Raw genomic sequence first — 17,352 nt, forward strand, 5'->3', positions numbered from 1 at the left:
CAAAAGGTCGTCTGAAAACGGGTTTTCTCAAATAGTAAACCGTTTTCAGACGACCTTTGCCGATATGATTGTTAACGGCGGAATTTGCCGTGATCGAAATCATCAAATGCTTCGTAAGCGGCGCGGCATTGGATGCGTTGTTCTTTATAGGGTAGCTCACGGAAGGCTTTGCGGGCTTTTCGGTTTTCTTTCAATTCGGCACGGTTGCCTTTGTATTTGTACCATGCAGCGCGGCGGTCGAGGTACTTTTTGCAGGCGGGATGCAGTTTGCCATGTTCGGCTTGAGTTCGCGGATGGCGGCGTTTGTGGGTGTCTGCATCGGCAGTTTGGGCGGAAAAACCCATTATCAGTGCAATGGACAAAGTAGAAAGCAAGCCTTTTTTGATTAACATGATGACCTCCTGTTTGTAGGGTTGAATAAGTACTTCGCAAAACTGAAAACTATAAAACAGACGCTCAGAGATTTACGGCTCACTCTCGCTTTGCGTTACCAAATACCAGCTTATCGGTTTTGAACGTATAGTAATCTATCCAATCCTGCAGATATTCATACGGATAAGACAAGTCATACTGTTTCATAAAATCGAAGATGTCCTGGTATTCGTCTGCCGGCAGCGGATCGTAAACAATCAAATCCCTCGGCGCGATTTCGTGGTCTATACCTAAATCGAAACCGTGCATGGATGCAATTTTGGCGTAGGTAACGATTTGCGGCTGCAGGTAGAAATCGAAATATGACAATGTTTCTTTGGCAGCCATACGTGCGGTTTTTTTATCGAAAAGCGGCTCTAAGGCGGCCTTCATCGCCTCAGCATCCTGTTCGGCGAAAGCGAGGAAGAAGCGGTAATCGTACAACCGCTTTTGCAGCCATTTGTTAGGGGCGGGGTGCGCCAAGACTTTCTCGCTACGTTGTTTCAACCGCTCAAGCTGCTTCCCCTCCACCATCAGCAGAGTATTGTAAATCATATGCCGGTTGAGGTCGTAGCGGTTTACGAAGGCTTCTGTATCGTTGGCGATGTTGTCGATGTTGCGCACCAGAAAATCACGCAGCTGCGGGCTGTCGCTCATCAGCATCAGAAACATCGGATTTTGAATGTTGAGCATGTCACAGGGAAAGAAGAAGGGCGTAGGGTCAGACCATCCCATACTTGCCAGTATTTCAAGTTTACTGTAAGCATAAGCATACTGTTTGAACTTTTTAAGGTTGTGTTCAAACAGATAAGCATGTGAGCATGCCGCATAAACATCTATAGAAACGACACAGATCGCTCCAATTGGAGATCCTTTTCTTTCATTAATATACTCTATACTATCAGTACTTTTCTCTCTATCAAATCTTTGAGTGGTGCCTATAATTACATCTGTAATATGCTCATACCATTTTTGAGTGGTCATCATATTATGTCCCATTATTATCTCCTTATATTGGTTTTAGGCAACGGTTGCGGCATTATCCAAGGTTCTTTCCAAGTCTTGTAAATTTTTCTCCGTTTTCGCTGCTTTATAGGCCAGTCTCGTTTAACCGTTACCCGGAACTATATCCAGCTAAGCAAACAGGCATTCGGCATCGGTCTGTGAATAAAATAATTTGTTTTACCAGTCCACTCTATTTGCCTGATTAAAGGGAAGGGAGCTATACGGTAGGAAGGGCTAAGAAAATCGCAGATAAAAAAAACCATCTATACTAAGGGGAAAAGTATAGATGGCCAAACACATTACGGGGAAAACGTCTTACTCACTTACTCACTTCTCTCGAAGCAAGAGTTACTCAGACACGCGAATTATATAATAGTTCACGAATGATGGCGTTAAGTTTGGTTAATGACATCTTAACACTTATATCATCATGTTTTTAAACAAATAAAAAATCATAATGGTTAAATTTTTTTGAAAAAACTTCAAAATTTTCAAACTGTGATGAATTTCCACTCCCCTGAGGCTAAATTTTCTACCGTTCGTCCGTTAAATTCGTCCCGATGGAGGTGTTCGACGCGGTTGCCGGCAGCGGCGACCATGCGTTTGACTTGATGATATTTGCCTTCGGTAATGGTCATCAGCAGGGTGGTCGGGTTTTCCAAAACGGCTTCGGCGGCGTGAACGGTTTCGTTGTCGTCGTGCAGAAGGACACCGTTTTTCAGCGTTTCACACAGGCTGTCATCGGCAGGATGTTTCAGAGTAACGCGGTAGATTTTGGGGACTTTGTGTTTCGGCGAGGTAACGCGGTGGTTGAACTGCCCGTCGTTGGTAATCAGCAAAACGCCCGTCGTATCCGCATCCAGCCTGCCGACCGCCTGCATATCGATGTTGCGCATATGATCGGGAAAAAGGCTGAAAACGCTGGGGTATTGTTGCGGTTTGTGGGAAGTTTCGTAATCGGCGGGCTTGTTGAGCAGGATATAAAAATAGGGCATGGGCACGACGACGATGTTTTCGCCGTCTATGCGCAGCGTTTGGACTTCGGCGGGATCGATGTCGGCTTTGGTGTCGTTGCGGACTGTATCGTTGATTTCGACACAGTCGTTTTGAATCAGCCACTGGCATTGTTTGCGGCTGCCTATGCCTTGGGATTGGAGGTATTTGATCAGTTGCATGGGAATGGCGGGAACGGGTTTCAGACGACCTAATTGTATATCAGGACTTTGCTTTCAAACGATAGAGATAAGTGGTTTCCCGATTGCGGGCGAAGGCGAGCGGGTCGGATTCGTCGGCGGCTTTTCGGTGGCGCGGTTTGGTTTTCAGAATATCGACCACTTCTAAAGAAGTCGTCTGAAAACATTGCTCCAAAAAATCGCGGTCGCGCAGATGCAGATGTTCCGCCAAGTCGGAAATGATTAACCACGCTTCGCCTTGCGTGTTTAAATGTTGCCGCACGCCGTTTAAGAAGGCGGTCAGCATGGCGTTGTCGGGATCGTAGAGGGCGGTTTCGACGGCGGAAGTCGGTTTGGCGGGCAGCCACGGCGGGTTGCTGACTATCAGGTCGGCGCGTCCTTCGGGAAACAAATCGACGGCTTGTACGGCGACTTGTTTGTCCAGCCCCAAGCGGGCGAGGTTAACGGTTGCGCAGGCGATGGCTTGGAGGTTGGTGTCGGTGGCGGTGATGTCGGGAATGCCGCGTTTGGCAAGGATGGCGGCGATGACGCCGGAACCTGTGCCGATGTCGAAGGCCGTCTGAATATGGGGATTTAACGGCGCTTGGGCGATTAAGTCCAAATATTCGCCGCGCAGGGGCGAGAACACGCCGAAGGGGACGTGGATTTTGCCGCCAAGCTGCGGAATGTCTATGCCTTTTTTGTGCCATTCGTGTGCGCCGATAAAGCCCAAAAGCTGGTTGAGCGGCAGCAAAAACGGCGCGTCGTTCGGCTCGTCGTACACATCGGCAAGGGCGGCGCGGACATCTGGCGCGCGCGGATTGCTTAACTGAAAACCCGCGCCGATTTCGACGGCAAGCATATTTAACACGCGGCTTTGCTGCGCCTGCTTCATGCGGTGGGTGTGGAAGGTCGTCTGAAGATCGACAGACGCGTTTTTTGTTTTTTCAGACGACCTGCGGACGCGCTTTTTCATCGCTGCCAACACTTGCTTGGCGTTGTGGAAATCGCCCGTCCAAACGGTTGCCGTGTGGGCATGGGCGTTTTTCAGAATATCGGCTGCATTGCTTTCATGCACATAAACTGCCTGCTTGGGCGGCTTTTGCGTGCTTTCGTTGCGCCATTCGGCAGCGGCGCGGTCGGTGGGGATAATGGGGAACATGAAGGCAAAGAGAAAGGAAAACTGGCGGCAAGTTTACTATATTTCGGGAAGTATGTATTGAAAGCGGAATTTGCAGTCGTCTGAAAGCTTGTTTCCCATTTTACCTTCGTTGGAACTTTGCTTTCAGACGACCTGTGTGATAGCGGATTAAGCCAGTTTGGCTTTAATCAGTTCTTGAACTTGTGCGGGATTCGCCTTGCCTTTGCTGGCCTTCATCACTTGTCCCACAATCGCATTCAGAGCTTTTTCGTTGCCGGATTTGAACTGTTCCACGGCTTTGGCGTTGTTTGCCAACACTTCGTCCACCATGGCTTCAATCGCGCCGGTATCGGTCATCTGCTGCAAGCCGTGTTTTTCGATGATTTCGGCGATGGTGGCTTCGGGTTCCGCCCACATGGCTTCAAAGGCTTTTTTCGCCAATTTGCTGCTTAATGTGCCGTCGGCGATCTTGCCCACCAGCGCAGCGAGGCGCGGGGCGGTAATCGGGCTGTCGGCAAGTTCCATGCCTTCTTTGTTCAGCGTAGCAGCGAGTTCGCCGTTCATCCAGTTGGCAGTCAGCTTGCCTTGTCCGCTGGCTTTGGCGGCTTCTTCAAAATAGGCAGCCTGCACGCGGCTGGCAGTGAGCAGGCGCGCGTCGTAGTCGGACACGCCGTAATCCGCCACGAAACGCGCCGCCATTTCTTTCGGCAGTTCGGGCATTTCTGCTTTGGCTTTTTGCAACCGGTCGTCTGAAATGATGACGGGCAGCAAATCAGGGTCGGGGAAGTAGCGGTAGTCATGCGCGTCTTCTTTCAGGCGCATCACGCGGGTTTCGCCTTTTTCAGGGTCGAACAACATGGTTGCCTGCTGTACTTTGCCGCCGTCTTCCAAAATCTCGATTTGCGCTTCCACTTCGTAATTAATCGCCTGCTCCAAGAAGCGGAAGGAATTGAGGTTTTTAATCTCGCGGCGCGTGCCAAATTCTTCTTGACCTTTCGGACGGACGGATACGTTGGCATCAACGCGGAACGAGCCTTCCGCCATATTGCCGTCGCAGATGTCCAGCCAGGTTACCAAGCTGTGTAAGGCTTTGGCGTAAGCAACGGCTTCGGCGGCGGAACGCATTTCAGGTTCGGAGACCACTTCCAACAACGGCGTGCCAGCGCGGTTCAAGTCGATACCGGTCGCGCCGTTCAAGCCTTCATGCACGGATTTGCCTGCATCTTCTTCCATGTGCGCGCGGGTTACATTGATGGTTTTCACATCGTCGCCGACCACGATTTCCAATTTGCCGTGTTCGACAATCGGCAAATCCAACTGGCTGATTTGATAGCCTTTTGGTAAATCAGGATAGAAGTAGTTTTTGCGGTCGAACACGTTTTTCTGATTGATTTTCGCATCCAACGCCAAGCCTAATTTGATGGCTTTTTCAACGACTTCGCGGTTCATTACCGGCAGTACGCCCGGCAATGCGCATTCCACCACGCTGGCGTGCGCATTGGGTTCCGCACCGAATGCAGTCGATGCGCCGCTGAAGATTTTGGATTGGGTGTTGAGCTGGACGTGGATTTCCAAGCCGATTACGGTTTCCCAAGTCATAAGAGGTTCTTTCTTTTGATGTCAATAATATAAAGTGGTCGGCTGTTTTCAGACGACCTGTTTTGGTTTGTAGAGACAACAGGTCGTCTGAAAGCCCGGTATCAAGTCTTCTGAAAGCAAGCCTGCATCTCAGTCGCCATGTTATTCAGCATTTGGTAACGTTTGCGGTACATCGATCGTTTTTTGCTTTCGATTTCCGCCAAGTCTTTTCGCGGCGGAGTTTGCGGCAGATGCCAGTAGCCGTCGCTTTCGAGCGTTGCGCCGTTTTCCTGCCAAAACAGGTCGTAATTCATTTTGACCCGTTTCTTCAGCCGCCAGCGCAGTTTGACCTGATGTTCTTGGGCAATGCCGATGATGCCACCCAACTTGAGTGATGCCGAAAAATATTGCAGGGCGGTTACCATCAGTTGCTGCGGGCGCAGGCCGTGGAGTTGTTTGGTCAGGCTGCGGACAAGGTCTTTGGCTTCTTCCCCTGCGGGGCCTTGGATAGAAGCGGCCAACAGTTTGCCGCCAACTAGAGCGAAGGTTGCCATGTAGAGACGTTTTTCTTCGCTGTCGCGCAAGGATAACGACCACATTCCTTCATCCACGCAATTATCGTTCCGGTTCAGCCACAAAGTCAGGTCATCTGAAAGATGTGCTAAGACGATATGGAATTCGCGAGTCTCCATACGGGTAAGTGTTTCCTGTCCGAACAGTTTTTCGGCTGCCAACAGGTCTTCTTTTATAGCTTGCAGTCTGCGCTGTCTGTCATAACGCTTATCAATAAAGGCATGAATCAAAGGATAGGCATCTTGTGGCAGCTTTTGGAAAAAAACACGACGTAGTGCGGAAGTATTGACAAAGGTTTCAAAATCCTTAATCTGCCTCCGTGCAAACAACTTGCGCAAGGTGAACTTCAAATGTTGGATTTGAAATTTTGGCGCGTTTTTATACACGGTTTTGAAGTCAGGAAAAACGAACTGCTCCGACATTATGCTTTTTCGTCAGGGGTTTTGGTATGCCAATCACTCGCCAACTGCACTTGATGCGCTGCGCCAAGAATTTTGGCTTCGGAAAAGTGGTTGCCGATAAATTGCACGCCGATGGGCAGTCCGCTGCTGCTGAAACCTGCGGGCAGGGTTAGGGCAGGCAATCCTGCCAGATTCACTGCGATGGTGTAGATGTCGGAAAGGTACATCTGCACGGGATCGTGGATGTCGCTGCCGAGTTTGGGGGCGGCGGTGGGCGCAGTCGGAGCGAGGATGAAGTCGCATTGCGCGAATGCCGTCTGAAAATCGTTGGCGACAAGGCGGCGCAGTTTTTGGGCTTTCAGATAATAGGCATCGTAGTAGCCGTGCGACAACACATAAGTGCCAATCATGATGCGGCGTTTGACTTCGCTGCCGAAACCTTCGGCGCGGGTATTGCTGTACATTTCTTCCAGGTCGCCGAATTGCGCGGCTCGGTGGCCGTAGCGTACGCCGTCGTAGCGGGAAAGGTTGGTACTGGCTTCGGCGGAAGCGAGGACGTAATAAGCGGGGATGGACAGGGCGGTTTGCGGCAGGGAAACTTCAATGGTTTCCGCGCCTTGCGCTTTTAAAAGGTTGATGACGTTTTGTAAAGCAGCCTGCACATCGGCATCCGCGCCTTCGCCGAAATATTCTTTAGGCAGGCCGATTTTCATGCCTTTGAGCGGTTTGTCCAAGTCGCGGGTATAGTCTTCTTTGTTGCGTTCCAAGCTGGTGGAATCGCGCTCGTCGAAGCTTGCCATCGCATTGAGCAAAATCGCGCAGTCTTCGGCAGTTTGCGCCATTGGGCCTGCTTGGTCGAAACTGGATGCGTAGGCAACCATGCCGAAGCGGGAAACCGTGCCGTAGGTAGGTTTGATGCCGGTGATGCCGCAGTGTGAAGCAGGCTGGCGGATAGAGCCGCCGGTGTCCGAACCGAGTGCGACAGGAGCAATACGTGCTGCAACAACGGCTGCGGAGCCGCCGGACGAACCGCCTGGGACGTGTTTAAGATTCCACGGATTTTTGGTTACACCGTAGAACGAGGTTTCATTGGTCGAGCCCATGGCAAACTCGTCCATGTTGGTACGGCCGAGCGTTACCATGCCTTCGTCAAGCAGGTTTTGAACGACGGTGGCAGTGTAGGGCGAAACGAAATTGTCCAGCATCTTGGAGCTACACGCGCTGCGCCAGCCCGTTTGACAGAAAATATCTTTGTAGGCAATGGGCACGCCGGTGAGCGCGGTAGCGTCGCCTTGAGCGATGCGCGCATCGGCAGCACGGGCTTCGGCGAGGGTTTTGTCTTGGTCGAGTGTGATGTAGCCGTTGATAGCCGGGTTCTGCGCTGCAATGGCAGCGAGGTATTCGGTTGCCAGTTCGACGGCGGAGATTTGTTTGGATTGCAGCAGTTGGCTGGCTTGTTTGAGAGTGTATTGGGTCATTGCGCCATGATTCCTAATTGAGACGGTTTCTGTTTTCAGGCAAATATTCGGGAAAGTGTTGCCGAAAACGTAGGCTGAACAGTGATTGAAATTTAGAAGGAAAAAAGAAACGAGTTTCAGACGACCCAAGTTTAGATTTTACATTTCAATATAATGAGGTCGTCTGAGAAATTATTCTTCAATTACCTGCGGCACGATATACAGACGGTTACGCACTTCCGGCGCGACGGCTTGATATTCGGCGGCATGGTCGGTTTCAGTAACTTTATCCTCGCGTAGGCGTAGGGCGGCTTCGTGGGGGTGTGCCATCGGCTCGATGCCGTCGGTATTCACGCTCTGCATCTTTTCGACCATAGCGAAAATGTCGTTTAATTCTGAGAGGGTTTTGCCTTTTTCTTCCTCGGTCAGTGAAAGGCGTGAGAGTTTGGCAATTTTTTCCACATCGGTTAAGCTTAAAGCCATAAAAAATCCTTGTCTGATAGCAGGCTCCCCCTTATTTGGGGTATCATTGCATTCTTCTTCGATGAAACGAGGAATTATAACCGAAAACTACTCAAACGGCGTGTGATTTCGCCATGCGTTTCATACGGGGAGTGGAGGGGGGCGTCTGAAAAGGCGTTGTTCCCATGTTTTTAATATTTTGAATAACAATCAAATAAAATCGGTGCCGGGCCGATATTCAGGTATTTTATGTTTCGTTTTCTATCCCGTTTTTTCTCCAACGATATCGCCATTGATTTGGGTACGGCGAACACGTTGATTTATGTGCGCGGTAAAGGCATTGTTTTGGACGAGCCGTCTGTGGTGGCGGTTCAGTCGGGTACGGGCGGTAAAAGCAAGATTGTCGCCGTTGGTACGGAAGCCAAGAAAATGCAGGGGCGCGCGCCGCGCAATATTGAAATCGTCCGTCCTATGCGGGACGGGGTGATTGCTGATTTTACAATTGCCGAGCGTATGTTGGGTACGTTGATTAAAAAAGCGACTGAAGGCAATTCGGTCGTACCGCCGCGCGTAGTAATCTGCGTGCCTGGCGGAGCAACCCAAGTGGAGCGAAAAGCCATTTTGGATTCTGCGTTTGCCGCAGGAGCATCTTCCGTACATTTGATTGAGGAGCCGATGGCGGCTGCTTTGGGTGCGGGCTTGCCGATTGAGGATTCTGCCGGTTCGATGGTGGTGGATATCGGCGGCGGCACAACGGAAATCGGTATCTTGTCATTAGGCGGTATGGCTTATTCCGCCTCTGTCCGTGCGGCCGGGGATGAGTTCGATAAGAGCATCGTGCATTATTTGCGCCGTCATCGCGGTGTGTTGATTGGTGACGCGACGGCTGAAGAATTGAAGAAAACAATCGGTTCTGCCTCCGGCTTTGCAACCGAAACCGCCATGCGGATTAAAGGTCGGGACTTGGCGGAAGGTACACCTAAATCGTTGGCCATTACTTCGGAAGAAGTGCGCGAGGCTTTGAGCGAAACGGTTAATCAGATTATCCGCGCCGTGCGCCTTGCTTTGGAACAAGCATCGCCGGAATTGGCAGGAGATATTGCTGACAGGGGGATTATGCTGACGGGTGGAGGCGCACTGTTGCACGGTATGGATACGGTTTTGGCAGATGCGACGGGACTCCCTGTCGGTATTGCCGACCAGCCTTTGAACTGTGTGGCTTATGGTGCAGGTAAGGCTCTGGATTATATCGGCAAATGGAATGCCGTCTTTGTGGATAACCCGTAAGGCAGGCTGAAATGGAACATTCTTCTTTACGGTTTGACGAGGCAAAGGGCCAAAAGCTGTTGCCTCGTTTTATTGCGTATCTTTTATTGGGTGCCGGCATTATGGTGGCGGACGATCGTTTCGACCTAATGCAGCCCGTCCGTACTGCTGCCGCGGAGATTCTTTATCCGGTGCAATGGTTGGCAAACCAGCCGGTACGTCTGTATCAATATATTTCCAACCAATCTCAATCGCAAACCGAGCTATTAGAACAAAACCGTCTCCTTTTGGAGGAAAATGGTCGTCTGAAAATCCAGCTTCAACGCGACAAGGTCAACCTGAGCGAATTGCAGGAGCTGAAAAAGCTATACAGTTTGCAACAAAAAGGCGTAAATAATGTCATTGGTGCGGAAGTGTTGTCCAGTGGCAAAGACCCATTGTCCGAACGTTTGATTATCAATAAAGGCAGTGGCGAAGGGGTTGCAGCAGGCGATGCCGTTATCGATCAAAACGGCTTAATCGGACGCGTTACCTTAGTTCATGCCAACAGTGCGGAAGTCGAATTGATGTCGGCTGCGCAAAGTATCGTTCCTGTTGCCGTTGAGCGGACGGGCGAACGCAATCTCGCCTACGGCAACGGCGTGGGTTTGGATTTACGCTATTTTCCGACAGGATCGGATTTGAAGCCGCATGATGTTTTGATTACATCTGGCTTGGACGGCATTTATCCGGCAGGTATCCCCGTAGCGCGCGTGGATAAAGTCGTCCGCGCGTCCGGTACGCCTTATTACGACACAGAACTGACCCCGTTTGCTGCCTTGCGCCGCAGCCGCTTTGTTTTGGTTCTGTCCTCTTCCCATTCTTCCCAATAAATCATTCATGAACGATTTTGACGATTCCTACCGTGCCATGCCCGTCGGCGTGATTGCGGCAAGTTTTGCCGTAACCATGCTTGTCGATTTCATGCCTTTTCCCTTTGATGGTTTTTTCTGGTTGCCGGAGCTGACCGCGCTGATGCTGCTTTATTGGTCGATGCACCATCCTCAACGTGTCGGCATGGGTATTGCGTTTTTACTCGGCTTGATAGTAGATGCCGCAACGGCAGCGACTTTGGGGCTGCACGCATTGTCTTATACGGTCATGGTGTATTTCGTTTTGAACACGCGCCGTCAAATTATGCTCTACGGCCACATCATGCAGATCGGGGCGGTATTGGCAGCATTGTTCTGCCATCAGGCGGTATTGGTGGCGGCGCGTCTGTTCCTCAACAACCAAATCATTACTTGGCAAAGTTTCATTGCGCCGTTGACCGGTGCGCTGCTTTGGCCTTTCTTGAGCCAGTTGATGCTGATGCTGACCAATTTCTATCGCGCCAACAGATAACGTGAAATCATGTCTATACTGAATATTCTGAAACGTCGTCTGAGAAATGGCGGTAGCGGTAAAACACAGACTGCAAAGGCGGCGCAAGCCGATTCTTTATTGCGTCTGCTGGTGGCGTTTATCCTGATTGTGGTTTTGTTTGCCGCATTGGTGGCTCGGTTTGTCTATTTGCAGGTGTTTCGGCATGACGATTTTTCCGGACAGGCATCCAGCAACCGCATCACATTAATTCCGACCCCGCCCGTCCGCGGCGAAATCGTAGATGTCAACGGCGTACCGTTGGCAAAAAACTATCCCGTGTTTTCTCTAGAGGTCATCCCCAGCCGCATTGAAGGCAAGATGGAAGATGTCATCGAATCACTGCGGAAGTATGTCGATATTACGCCTACCGATTTGAAGCGTTTTTACAAATATCGCGAAAGCTACCGTAAATTTGAAAACATCCCGCTCAAGCTGCGCCTGACAGATGAAGAAGCAGCGAAATTGTCGGTGCATCTGAATGAATTTAAAGGCGTAGAAGTCAATTCGCGCACTTTCCGCGAGTATCCTTATGGCAAGCTGACTTCACACTTTTTAGGTTATATCGGGCGCATCAGCGACAAAGATCAGGAGGTTTTGGAAGAAGAGGGCTTGACTGCGCTCTATCGCGGCAGCACCCACATCGGCAAATCGGGTCTGGAAAAATATTACGAACCGCAGCTTCATGGCGCGCCCGGCTATCAAGAAGTGGAAAAAGACGCTTACGGTAATATCGTACGCGTCTTGAAAAACGTGCCGTCGCGCATGGGACAAACTTTGCGTTTGGGCATGGACATCCGTATGCAACAAAAAGCGGACAAAATATTGGGAGACAGGCGCGGGGCGATTGTCGCCATCAATCCGCAAGACGGTACAGTGTTGGCTTTCGTTTCCAAACCTTCTTTCGATCCCAACCTCTTTATCGACGGCATCGACAGCGAAACTTGGAAATCCTTGAATGATGACTGGCAAAAGCCGTTGGTCAACCGCGTAACACAAGGTCTGTATCCGCCAGGCTCGACATTTAAGCCGTTTATGGGCATGGCTTTGCTGGAAAGCGGCAAAATTACCCAAACAACTGTCGTTCCTGCGCCCGGAGCATGGAGCATTCCCGGCAGCCGCCACGTTTTCCGAGATTCCGTACGCAGCGGTCATGGTTCGGCAAATTTGAGCAAAGCGATACAGGTGTCGTCTGATACCTTTTTCTACCGCTTGGGCTACGAAATGGGCATAGATAAAGCGTCGCCGTATTTAGCGCAATTCGGGTTCGGCAAAAAAACCGGCATCGACCTGCCGAGCGAATATACAGGCGTTTTGCCCAGCCGCGAATGGAAGGCGAAACGCTTTGCCAAATCGTCCGATCCTACCGCCAAAGAATGGCGCGCAGGCGAGATGGTCTCGGTCAGCATCGGGCAGGGTTACAACGCCTACACCCCGCTGCAAATGGCACACGCCACCGCCTCGCTCGCTAATGACGGTGTGGTTTATCAGCCGCATTTGGTGAAAGAATTGTTGGATTTCGACAAACGCAAAATCACGCGTATCAATCCCAATCCCGAATACAAAATTCCGTTCAAACAAGACAATTTCGAATACGTCAAACAGGCAATGGAGAAAGTCTTGAAGCCGGGAGGGACGGCACACCGCATCGGCGGCGGTTTGGCTTACAGCATGGGCGGCAAAACGGGTACGGCACAGGTTGTGCAAATCAAGCAGGGCGGTCGTTACAACGCCTCAGCCTTGCGCGAGCAATACCGCGACCATGCGTGGTTTATTTCGTTTGCCCCCTTAGAGAAGCCTGAAATCGCCATCGCCGTGATTCTGGAGAACGGCGGCTGGGGTGCATACGCCGCACCGCTTGCCCGCAGCTTAACCGACTTTTATATGCTCAACGTCAAGCCGCAGCAGTTTTCAGACGACCCCGACGCAGGCGGAATGCCCGAACCGCAACAACACCGCACACAACCCCAACCGCCGACCATGTTCCAAAAAGCCTACGGTCTGAAACAGGAGGAAGCAAATCATGAATGAAACGGTCGGAATGTGGGCGAAAATCAAGCGCATCGTATCCGCCCCGATAGACCCGTGGCTGTTTTTCCCTATGCTCGCCATCTACGTCATGAGCCTGTTTTTGCTCTATTCGGCGGACGGGCAGGATTTCGGTCAGCTTGAACACAAAACCATGCATACCGTAACTGGCTTTGCACTGCTGTGGTTCGTTGCTTCCTTCAAGCCTCGTGATGCCGCAAAAGTGGCGCTGCCGATGTACCTGATTGGCGTGTTGCTGCTTGTCGCCGTCGAAGTTGCAGGCGTTACCGTCAATGGTTCTACGCGCTGGCTGGAACTGGGCTTCACGCGCATCCAGCCGTCCGAAATCATGAAAATCGTCCTGCCCATGACCGTTGCTTGGTATTTCCAGCGGCACGAAGGTCGTCTGAAATGGTTTCACTACATCATCGCCATGCTTTTAATCCTCATCCCCGTTGCGCTGATTCTGAAACAGCCCGATTTGGGAACGGCGGTTTTGATTATGGCATCGGGCATTTTCATCGTTTTTTTCGCAGGCCTGCCGTGGAAAGTCATCTTTGCCGCCATCGTCGCCTTTGTTGCCGCATTGCCGCTTTTGTGGAACTACGGGATGCACGACTATCAGAAAACCCGCGTCCTGACGCTGCTTGACCCGACGCAAGACCCTTTGGGCGCAGGCTACCATATCATTCAGTCCATGATTGCCATCGGTTCGGGCGGCGTTTGGGGGAAAGGCTGGCTCAACGGCACACAAACGCATTTGGATTACATTCCCGAGTCTACGACCGACTTCATTTTTGCCGTATATGGCGAAGAATTCGGTTTGATCGGCAACATCTTGCTGCTGCTGGTTTATCTCGTTATCCTGACGCGCGGACTTCTGATTGCCGCCAAAGCCCAATCGCTATACAGCCGCACGCTTGCCGGCGCATTGACCATGACCTTTTTCTGTTATGCCTTTGTGAACATGGGCATGGTCAGCGGCATTTTGCCCGTTGTCGGCGTCCCCCTGCCGTTGGTCAGCTACGGCGGTACTGCAACGCTTTCCATCATGACCGTACTTGCGCTGCTGATGGGTATTTCCAGCGAACATAAAACCAAACGCCGCTACGAATTTAACGATAAAGCGGATGTAAACGTCTCTACAAAAAACCAATAAGGGAATGAAAAATGGAATTAGGTGTAGAAATCGGCAAACTTTTGGTTGCCTTCCTTGTATTGATTAACCCGTTCAGCGCGCTTTCGATCTATCTCGATTTGACACAGGATCACAGCACCAAAGAAAAACGCCGCATCGCCCGCACTGCCGCGCTCGCCGTCTTCATCGTCATTACCGTTTTCACATTAGCGGGCGGGATGTTGTTGAAAATCTTAGGCATCAGCGTCGGCTCCTTCCAAGTCGGCGGCGGTATTTTGGTATTGCTTATCGCCATCTCCATGATGAACGGCAACGATAATCCCGCCAAACAGAATATCGGCGCAGATAAAGAAGAGGGCGTCGTACAACACATCCAGAAAAACGCCAAAGCCATTGCCGTCGTCCCTGTCGCCATCCCCATTACCATCGGACCGGGCGGTATTTCTACCGTCATCATCTATGCCTCAGCTGCCAAAAATTACAGCGATATTGCTTTGATTCTCGCCGCAGGTTTGCTCGTCAGCCTGATTTGCTACGCCATCCTCGTTGTTGCCGGACGAATCAGCAAAAAACTAGGTACAACAGGATTGACCATTCTCAACCGCATCATGGGCATGATGCTTGCCGCTGTCTCCGTAGAAATCATCGTTGCCGGATTGAAATCCATTTTCCCGCAACTGGCAGGCTAGTTCGTCGGATTGTGCAGAAGGCAAAATTTATCGCGTATTTGGTCATATTTCTCAACATAGAAAGTCGTCTGAAAATGGTTTTGTGTTTTAGATGACATGTCCTGCAATATTCCCCAACTGTCCTGACTTTGGATATTTCGTCTAGGTCAGTTGTGTGTAGCCCCCATAGCAATTTTCTTGCAGAAAGGCTGTATGCTGCTGCATAACGGCCTTTTTCTGTAATGAAAAGTTACACTTCAAATGCGAATCCGCCGTCGTCTGAAAACCCGATTTGGGCTTTTCAGACGACCTTTCGTTTGGGGCGGTATCAATAAACGTCGCGTTGGTAGCGTTTATCTTCGCGCATTTCGTTGAGATAGTCTTCGGCATCGTCGCGGCTGAGTTTGCCTTGGGTTTCGATGACGTCGAGTAGGGCGGTTTCTACGTCGCGCGCCATGCGGGTGGCGTCGCCGCAGACGTAGAGGTGTGCGCCTTGTTGCAGCCAGTTCCAGACTTCGGCGGCGTGTTCGGCGATTTTGTGTTGGACATAGACTTTGCGTTCGCCTTGTCTGCTCCATGCCAAGTCGGCGCGGGTGAGGATGCCGTCTTTGCGGTAATCGATCCATTCGAGCTGGTAGAGGAAGTCATCGGCGAGGCGTTGGTTGCCGAAGATGAGCCAGTTTTTGCCGCTGTCGCCGTTGGCGGCGCGTTGCTGCATGAAGGCGCGGAAGGGAGCGATGCCTGTGCCTGCGCCTATCATGATAATGGGGGTGTTGCCGTCGGCGGGCAGGCGGAAATTGGGGTTGGGTTCGACGAAGACGCGTACTTCGCCGCCTTCTTCAAGGCGTTCGCCCAGATAGCCTGAGGCTGCGCCGGTGTAGCTGTTGCCGTGGTGTTCGAAGCGGACGACGCCGACGGTCAGGTGTACTTCTTCGCCGACTTCGTCTTGTGCGGAGGCGATGGAGTAAAGGCGCGGGGTTTGCGGGCGAAACAGTTGGAACAGGGTTTGCGCGTCCAACGGATGGGGATGGGCGGCGAAGACGCCGACGGGCGGAGTGGCGGCAAGGTAGGCGTCCAATCGGGCTTTGTCGGCGGCTGTGGTTTTGAGTGCTTCGCTGCCGGACAATTCGGCGTATTGCTGTACGAGTGCCGGTGTGTTTTGCGTGATGTCGGCGGACTCGGTCAGGGCGGTGCGGATGTCGGTTTCGAGGTCGTCTGAAAGGCGGATTTTTTCTTCTCCGCTTAATTGGTGTAAATCGAGGATTTCTTGAACCAAAGCCGGATCGTTGAGCGGGAGTACGCCCAATGCGTCGCCTGCCTCATAGTGCAAGCCGGAGCCGGACAGGTCGATTTCGATGTGTTCCACGTCTTTTTCGGCGGAACGGGACGTGATTTTTTGGCGGACGGACAGGGTGGCGGTATAGGGTTTGTCTTTGGTATAGACAGTGCCGACGGTTTGGTTTGCGGCTGGTGTGGCGGAAAGAGTGGCGGCTTGGGCGGCAAGCTCGGCAACTTTGGGGACGACAGCTTCGACCCATGCGTCGGCAGCGTTTTGAAACTCTAAATCGCAGATGCCCAAATCGTTCAGACGACGTGCACCCAGTTCGGCAAATTTGGCGTCAAAGTCTTTGCCCGCTTGGCAGAAATTGGGATAGGAAGAATCGCCCAAACCCAAAACGGCAAAAGTGAGTTTGCCCAAATCGGGGGCTTTTTTGCCGAAGACGAATTTATACAGCGGCAGGGCTTCTTCGGGCGGCTCGCCCTCACCTTGCGTGGATGTTACCAATAACACGATGTCTTCATCAGGCAGGGTTTTGCTTTTGAATTCACTCGCGCTCTTCAACGCGGCTTCTACGCCTGCGGCTTTAAGTTTGGCGTGTAAAGATTCGGCAACGCCGCGCGCATTGCCCGTTTGCGAGGCGGATAAGACCAACACGCGTCGCGCGGGGGCAGCAACAGCGGGAGCAGCGGAAACCTCCAAACCGCCCGCCGCCCCTTGACTTTGCGCCCAGCAGTAGCCGGAAAGCCAAGCGAGTTGCGTGGGCGAGAGGGTGGTGAGTTGTGCGGAAAGTTCGGCGGGAAGCGGGTTGGCTGGTGTCATGTCGGTTCCTTTGTGCGGACGGCAGCTTGAGGCAGAGCGTTTTGCCTACGCGGCTTTAATGGTTTGATTGGTTGATGATTTTTATAGAAACAGTGGCGATACTGTAAATAGGTCGTCTGAAAAACGGAAAGAATGCTTGGTTTTAATTTAATGCGATTTCGTTATATTCTGAATTAGGAAAAAAGGGAGGAAAGAATGGTGATGGGTTTGGGTTTCAGACGACCTGACTATCATCTTTCGGATTGGCAAAATATAAATGGGTAAGAAATTTTTGCAATGAAATTGGTGGTTTTGTTGTGTATAGCTGTCTAAATTTTGGAGAAAGCAAAAATATAGTAGATTAAATTTAAACCAGTACGGCGTTGCCTCGCCTTGCCGTACTATTTGTACTGTCTGCGGCTTCGTCGCCTTGTCCTGATTTAAATTTAATCCACTATACTATATCCATGCCTGCAAAATAGCCGATGATCCGAATTGCGCAGAATATTCCTGCAAAGGCGGCGGGTATTTGAAGGGGTTGAAATAAAGCTGAATTTTGTATGGACAGATA

15 protein-coding genes and 1 pseudogene are annotated in these 17,352 nt (G+C 51.3%); 6 read left to right on the top strand and 10 right to left on the bottom strand.

Going from position 1 to position 17,352, the window contains the following annotated elements; translation table 11 throughout:
• Window positions 1-71: 71 nt before the first annotated feature.
• From NSCA4_RS0111490 to gatC, 8 genes are all read right to left on the bottom strand, one after another.
• Window positions 72-392, bottom strand: a complete 321-nt coding sequence (locus tag NSCA4_RS0111490) for a hypothetical protein (RefSeq protein ID WP_016688254.1) — start codon at window positions 390-392, stop codon at window positions 72-74.
• Window positions 393-471: 79 nt separating this feature from the next.
• Window positions 472-1,410, bottom strand: a complete 939-nt coding sequence (locus NSCA4_RS0111495; protein WP_029609754.1) for an immunity 49 family protein — start codon at window positions 1,408-1,410, stop codon at window positions 472-474.
• Between the two features lie 497 nt (window positions 1,411-1,907).
• Window positions 1,908-2,591, bottom strand: coding sequence for a 16S rRNA pseudouridine(516) synthase (locus NSCA4_RS0111505; RefSeq protein ID WP_016688256.1), 684 nt, complete (start codon window positions 2,589-2,591; stop codon window positions 1,908-1,910).
• Between the two features lie 40 nt (window positions 2,592-2,631).
• On the bottom strand, window positions 2,632-3,750 hold the full coding sequence (locus tag NSCA4_RS0111510; protein WP_016688257.1) for a methyltransferase: 1,119 nt from the start codon (window positions 3,748-3,750) through the stop codon (window positions 2,632-2,634).
• 147 nt (window positions 3,751-3,897) lie between these two features.
• Complete coding sequence (gatB, locus tag NSCA4_RS0111515; protein WP_016688258.1) at window positions 3,898-5,328, bottom strand: Asp-tRNA(Asn)/Glu-tRNA(Gln) amidotransferase subunit GatB; 1,431 nt, start codon at window positions 5,326-5,328, stop codon at window positions 3,898-3,900.
• 101 nt (window positions 5,329-5,429) lie between these two features.
• A complete protein-coding gene (locus NSCA4_RS0111520; RefSeq protein ID WP_016688259.1) occupies window positions 5,430-6,302 on the bottom strand; it encodes a VirK/YbjX family protein in 873 nt (290 codons plus the stop codon).
• Entirely contained in the window at window positions 6,302-7,759 is a 1,458-nt protein-coding gene (gene gatA, locus NSCA4_RS0111525; protein WP_016688260.1) for an Asp-tRNA(Asn)/Glu-tRNA(Gln) amidotransferase subunit GatA, read from the bottom strand. The genes NSCA4_RS0111520 and gatA overlap by 1 nt, the downstream gene beginning before the upstream one ends.
• A 171-nt stretch (window positions 7,760-7,930) precedes the next feature.
• On the bottom strand, window positions 7,931-8,221 hold the full coding sequence (gene gatC, locus NSCA4_RS0111530; protein WP_003741352.1) for an Asp-tRNA(Asn)/Glu-tRNA(Gln) amidotransferase subunit GatC: 291 nt from the start codon (window positions 8,219-8,221) through the stop codon (window positions 7,931-7,933).
• A gap of 228 nt (window positions 8,222-8,449) precedes the next feature.
• On the opposite strand from gatC, the gene NSCA4_RS0111535 reads away from it, so the two are divergent.
• The 6 genes from NSCA4_RS0111535 to NSCA4_RS0111560 are packed head-to-tail and all read left to right on the top strand — an operon-like array spanning window position 8,450 to window position 14,722.
• Window positions 8,450-9,487: a rod shape-determining protein gene (locus NSCA4_RS0111535; RefSeq protein ID WP_016688261.1), complete on the top strand. Its 1,038-nt coding sequence runs from the start codon at window positions 8,450-8,452 to the stop codon at window positions 9,485-9,487.
• Window positions 9,488-9,498: 11 nt separating this feature from the next.
• Window positions 9,499-10,338 carry a rod shape-determining protein MreC gene (gene mreC, locus NSCA4_RS0111540; protein ID WP_016688262.1) on the top strand — a complete coding sequence of 280 codons (840 nt, stop codon included), beginning with the start codon at window positions 9,499-9,501 and terminating at the stop codon, window positions 10,336-10,338.
• Window positions 10,339-10,345: 7 nt separating this feature from the next.
• Entirely contained in the window at window positions 10,346-10,849 is a 504-nt protein-coding gene (mreD, locus tag NSCA4_RS0111545; RefSeq protein WP_003741345.1) for a rod shape-determining protein MreD, read from the top strand.
• Between the two features lie 9 nt (window positions 10,850-10,858).
• Entirely contained in the window at window positions 10,859-12,898 is a 2,040-nt protein-coding gene (gene mrdA, locus NSCA4_RS0111550; RefSeq protein WP_016688263.1) for a penicillin-binding protein 2, read from the top strand.
• Window positions 12,891-14,054 (top strand): rod shape-determining protein RodA, encoded by a 1,164-nt coding sequence (gene rodA / locus NSCA4_RS0111555; protein WP_016688264.1) that lies wholly within the window; start codon window positions 12,891-12,893, stop codon window positions 14,052-14,054. Before mrdA ends, rodA begins: the two co-directional genes overlap by 8 nt.
• An 11-nt stretch (window positions 14,055-14,065) precedes the next feature.
• Window positions 14,066-14,722: a MarC family protein gene (locus NSCA4_RS0111560; RefSeq protein WP_016688265.1), complete on the top strand. Its 657-nt coding sequence runs from the start codon at window positions 14,066-14,068 to the stop codon at window positions 14,720-14,722.
• 307 nt (window positions 14,723-15,029) lie between these two features.
• Here NSCA4_RS0111560 and NSCA4_RS0111565 read toward each other — a convergent pair whose 3' ends face one another.
• Window positions 15,030-16,802 carry an assimilatory sulfite reductase (NADPH) flavoprotein subunit gene (locus NSCA4_RS0111565; protein WP_016688266.1) on the bottom strand — a complete coding sequence of 591 codons (1,773 nt, stop codon included), beginning with the start codon at window positions 16,800-16,802 and terminating at the stop codon, window positions 15,030-15,032.
• A 330-nt stretch (window positions 16,803-17,132) separates the two neighbouring features.
• A pseudogene (locus NSCA4_RS15330) lies at window positions 17,133-17,240 on the bottom strand (IS5/IS1182 family transposase); the annotation flags it as partial.
• Window positions 17,241-17,352: the final 112 nt, after the last annotated feature.

It is taken from the genome of Neisseria sicca 4320 (genome assembly GCF_000193735.1).
Taxonomy (GTDB): Bacteria; Pseudomonadota; Gammaproteobacteria; order Burkholderiales; family Neisseriaceae; genus Neisseria; species Neisseria sicca_E.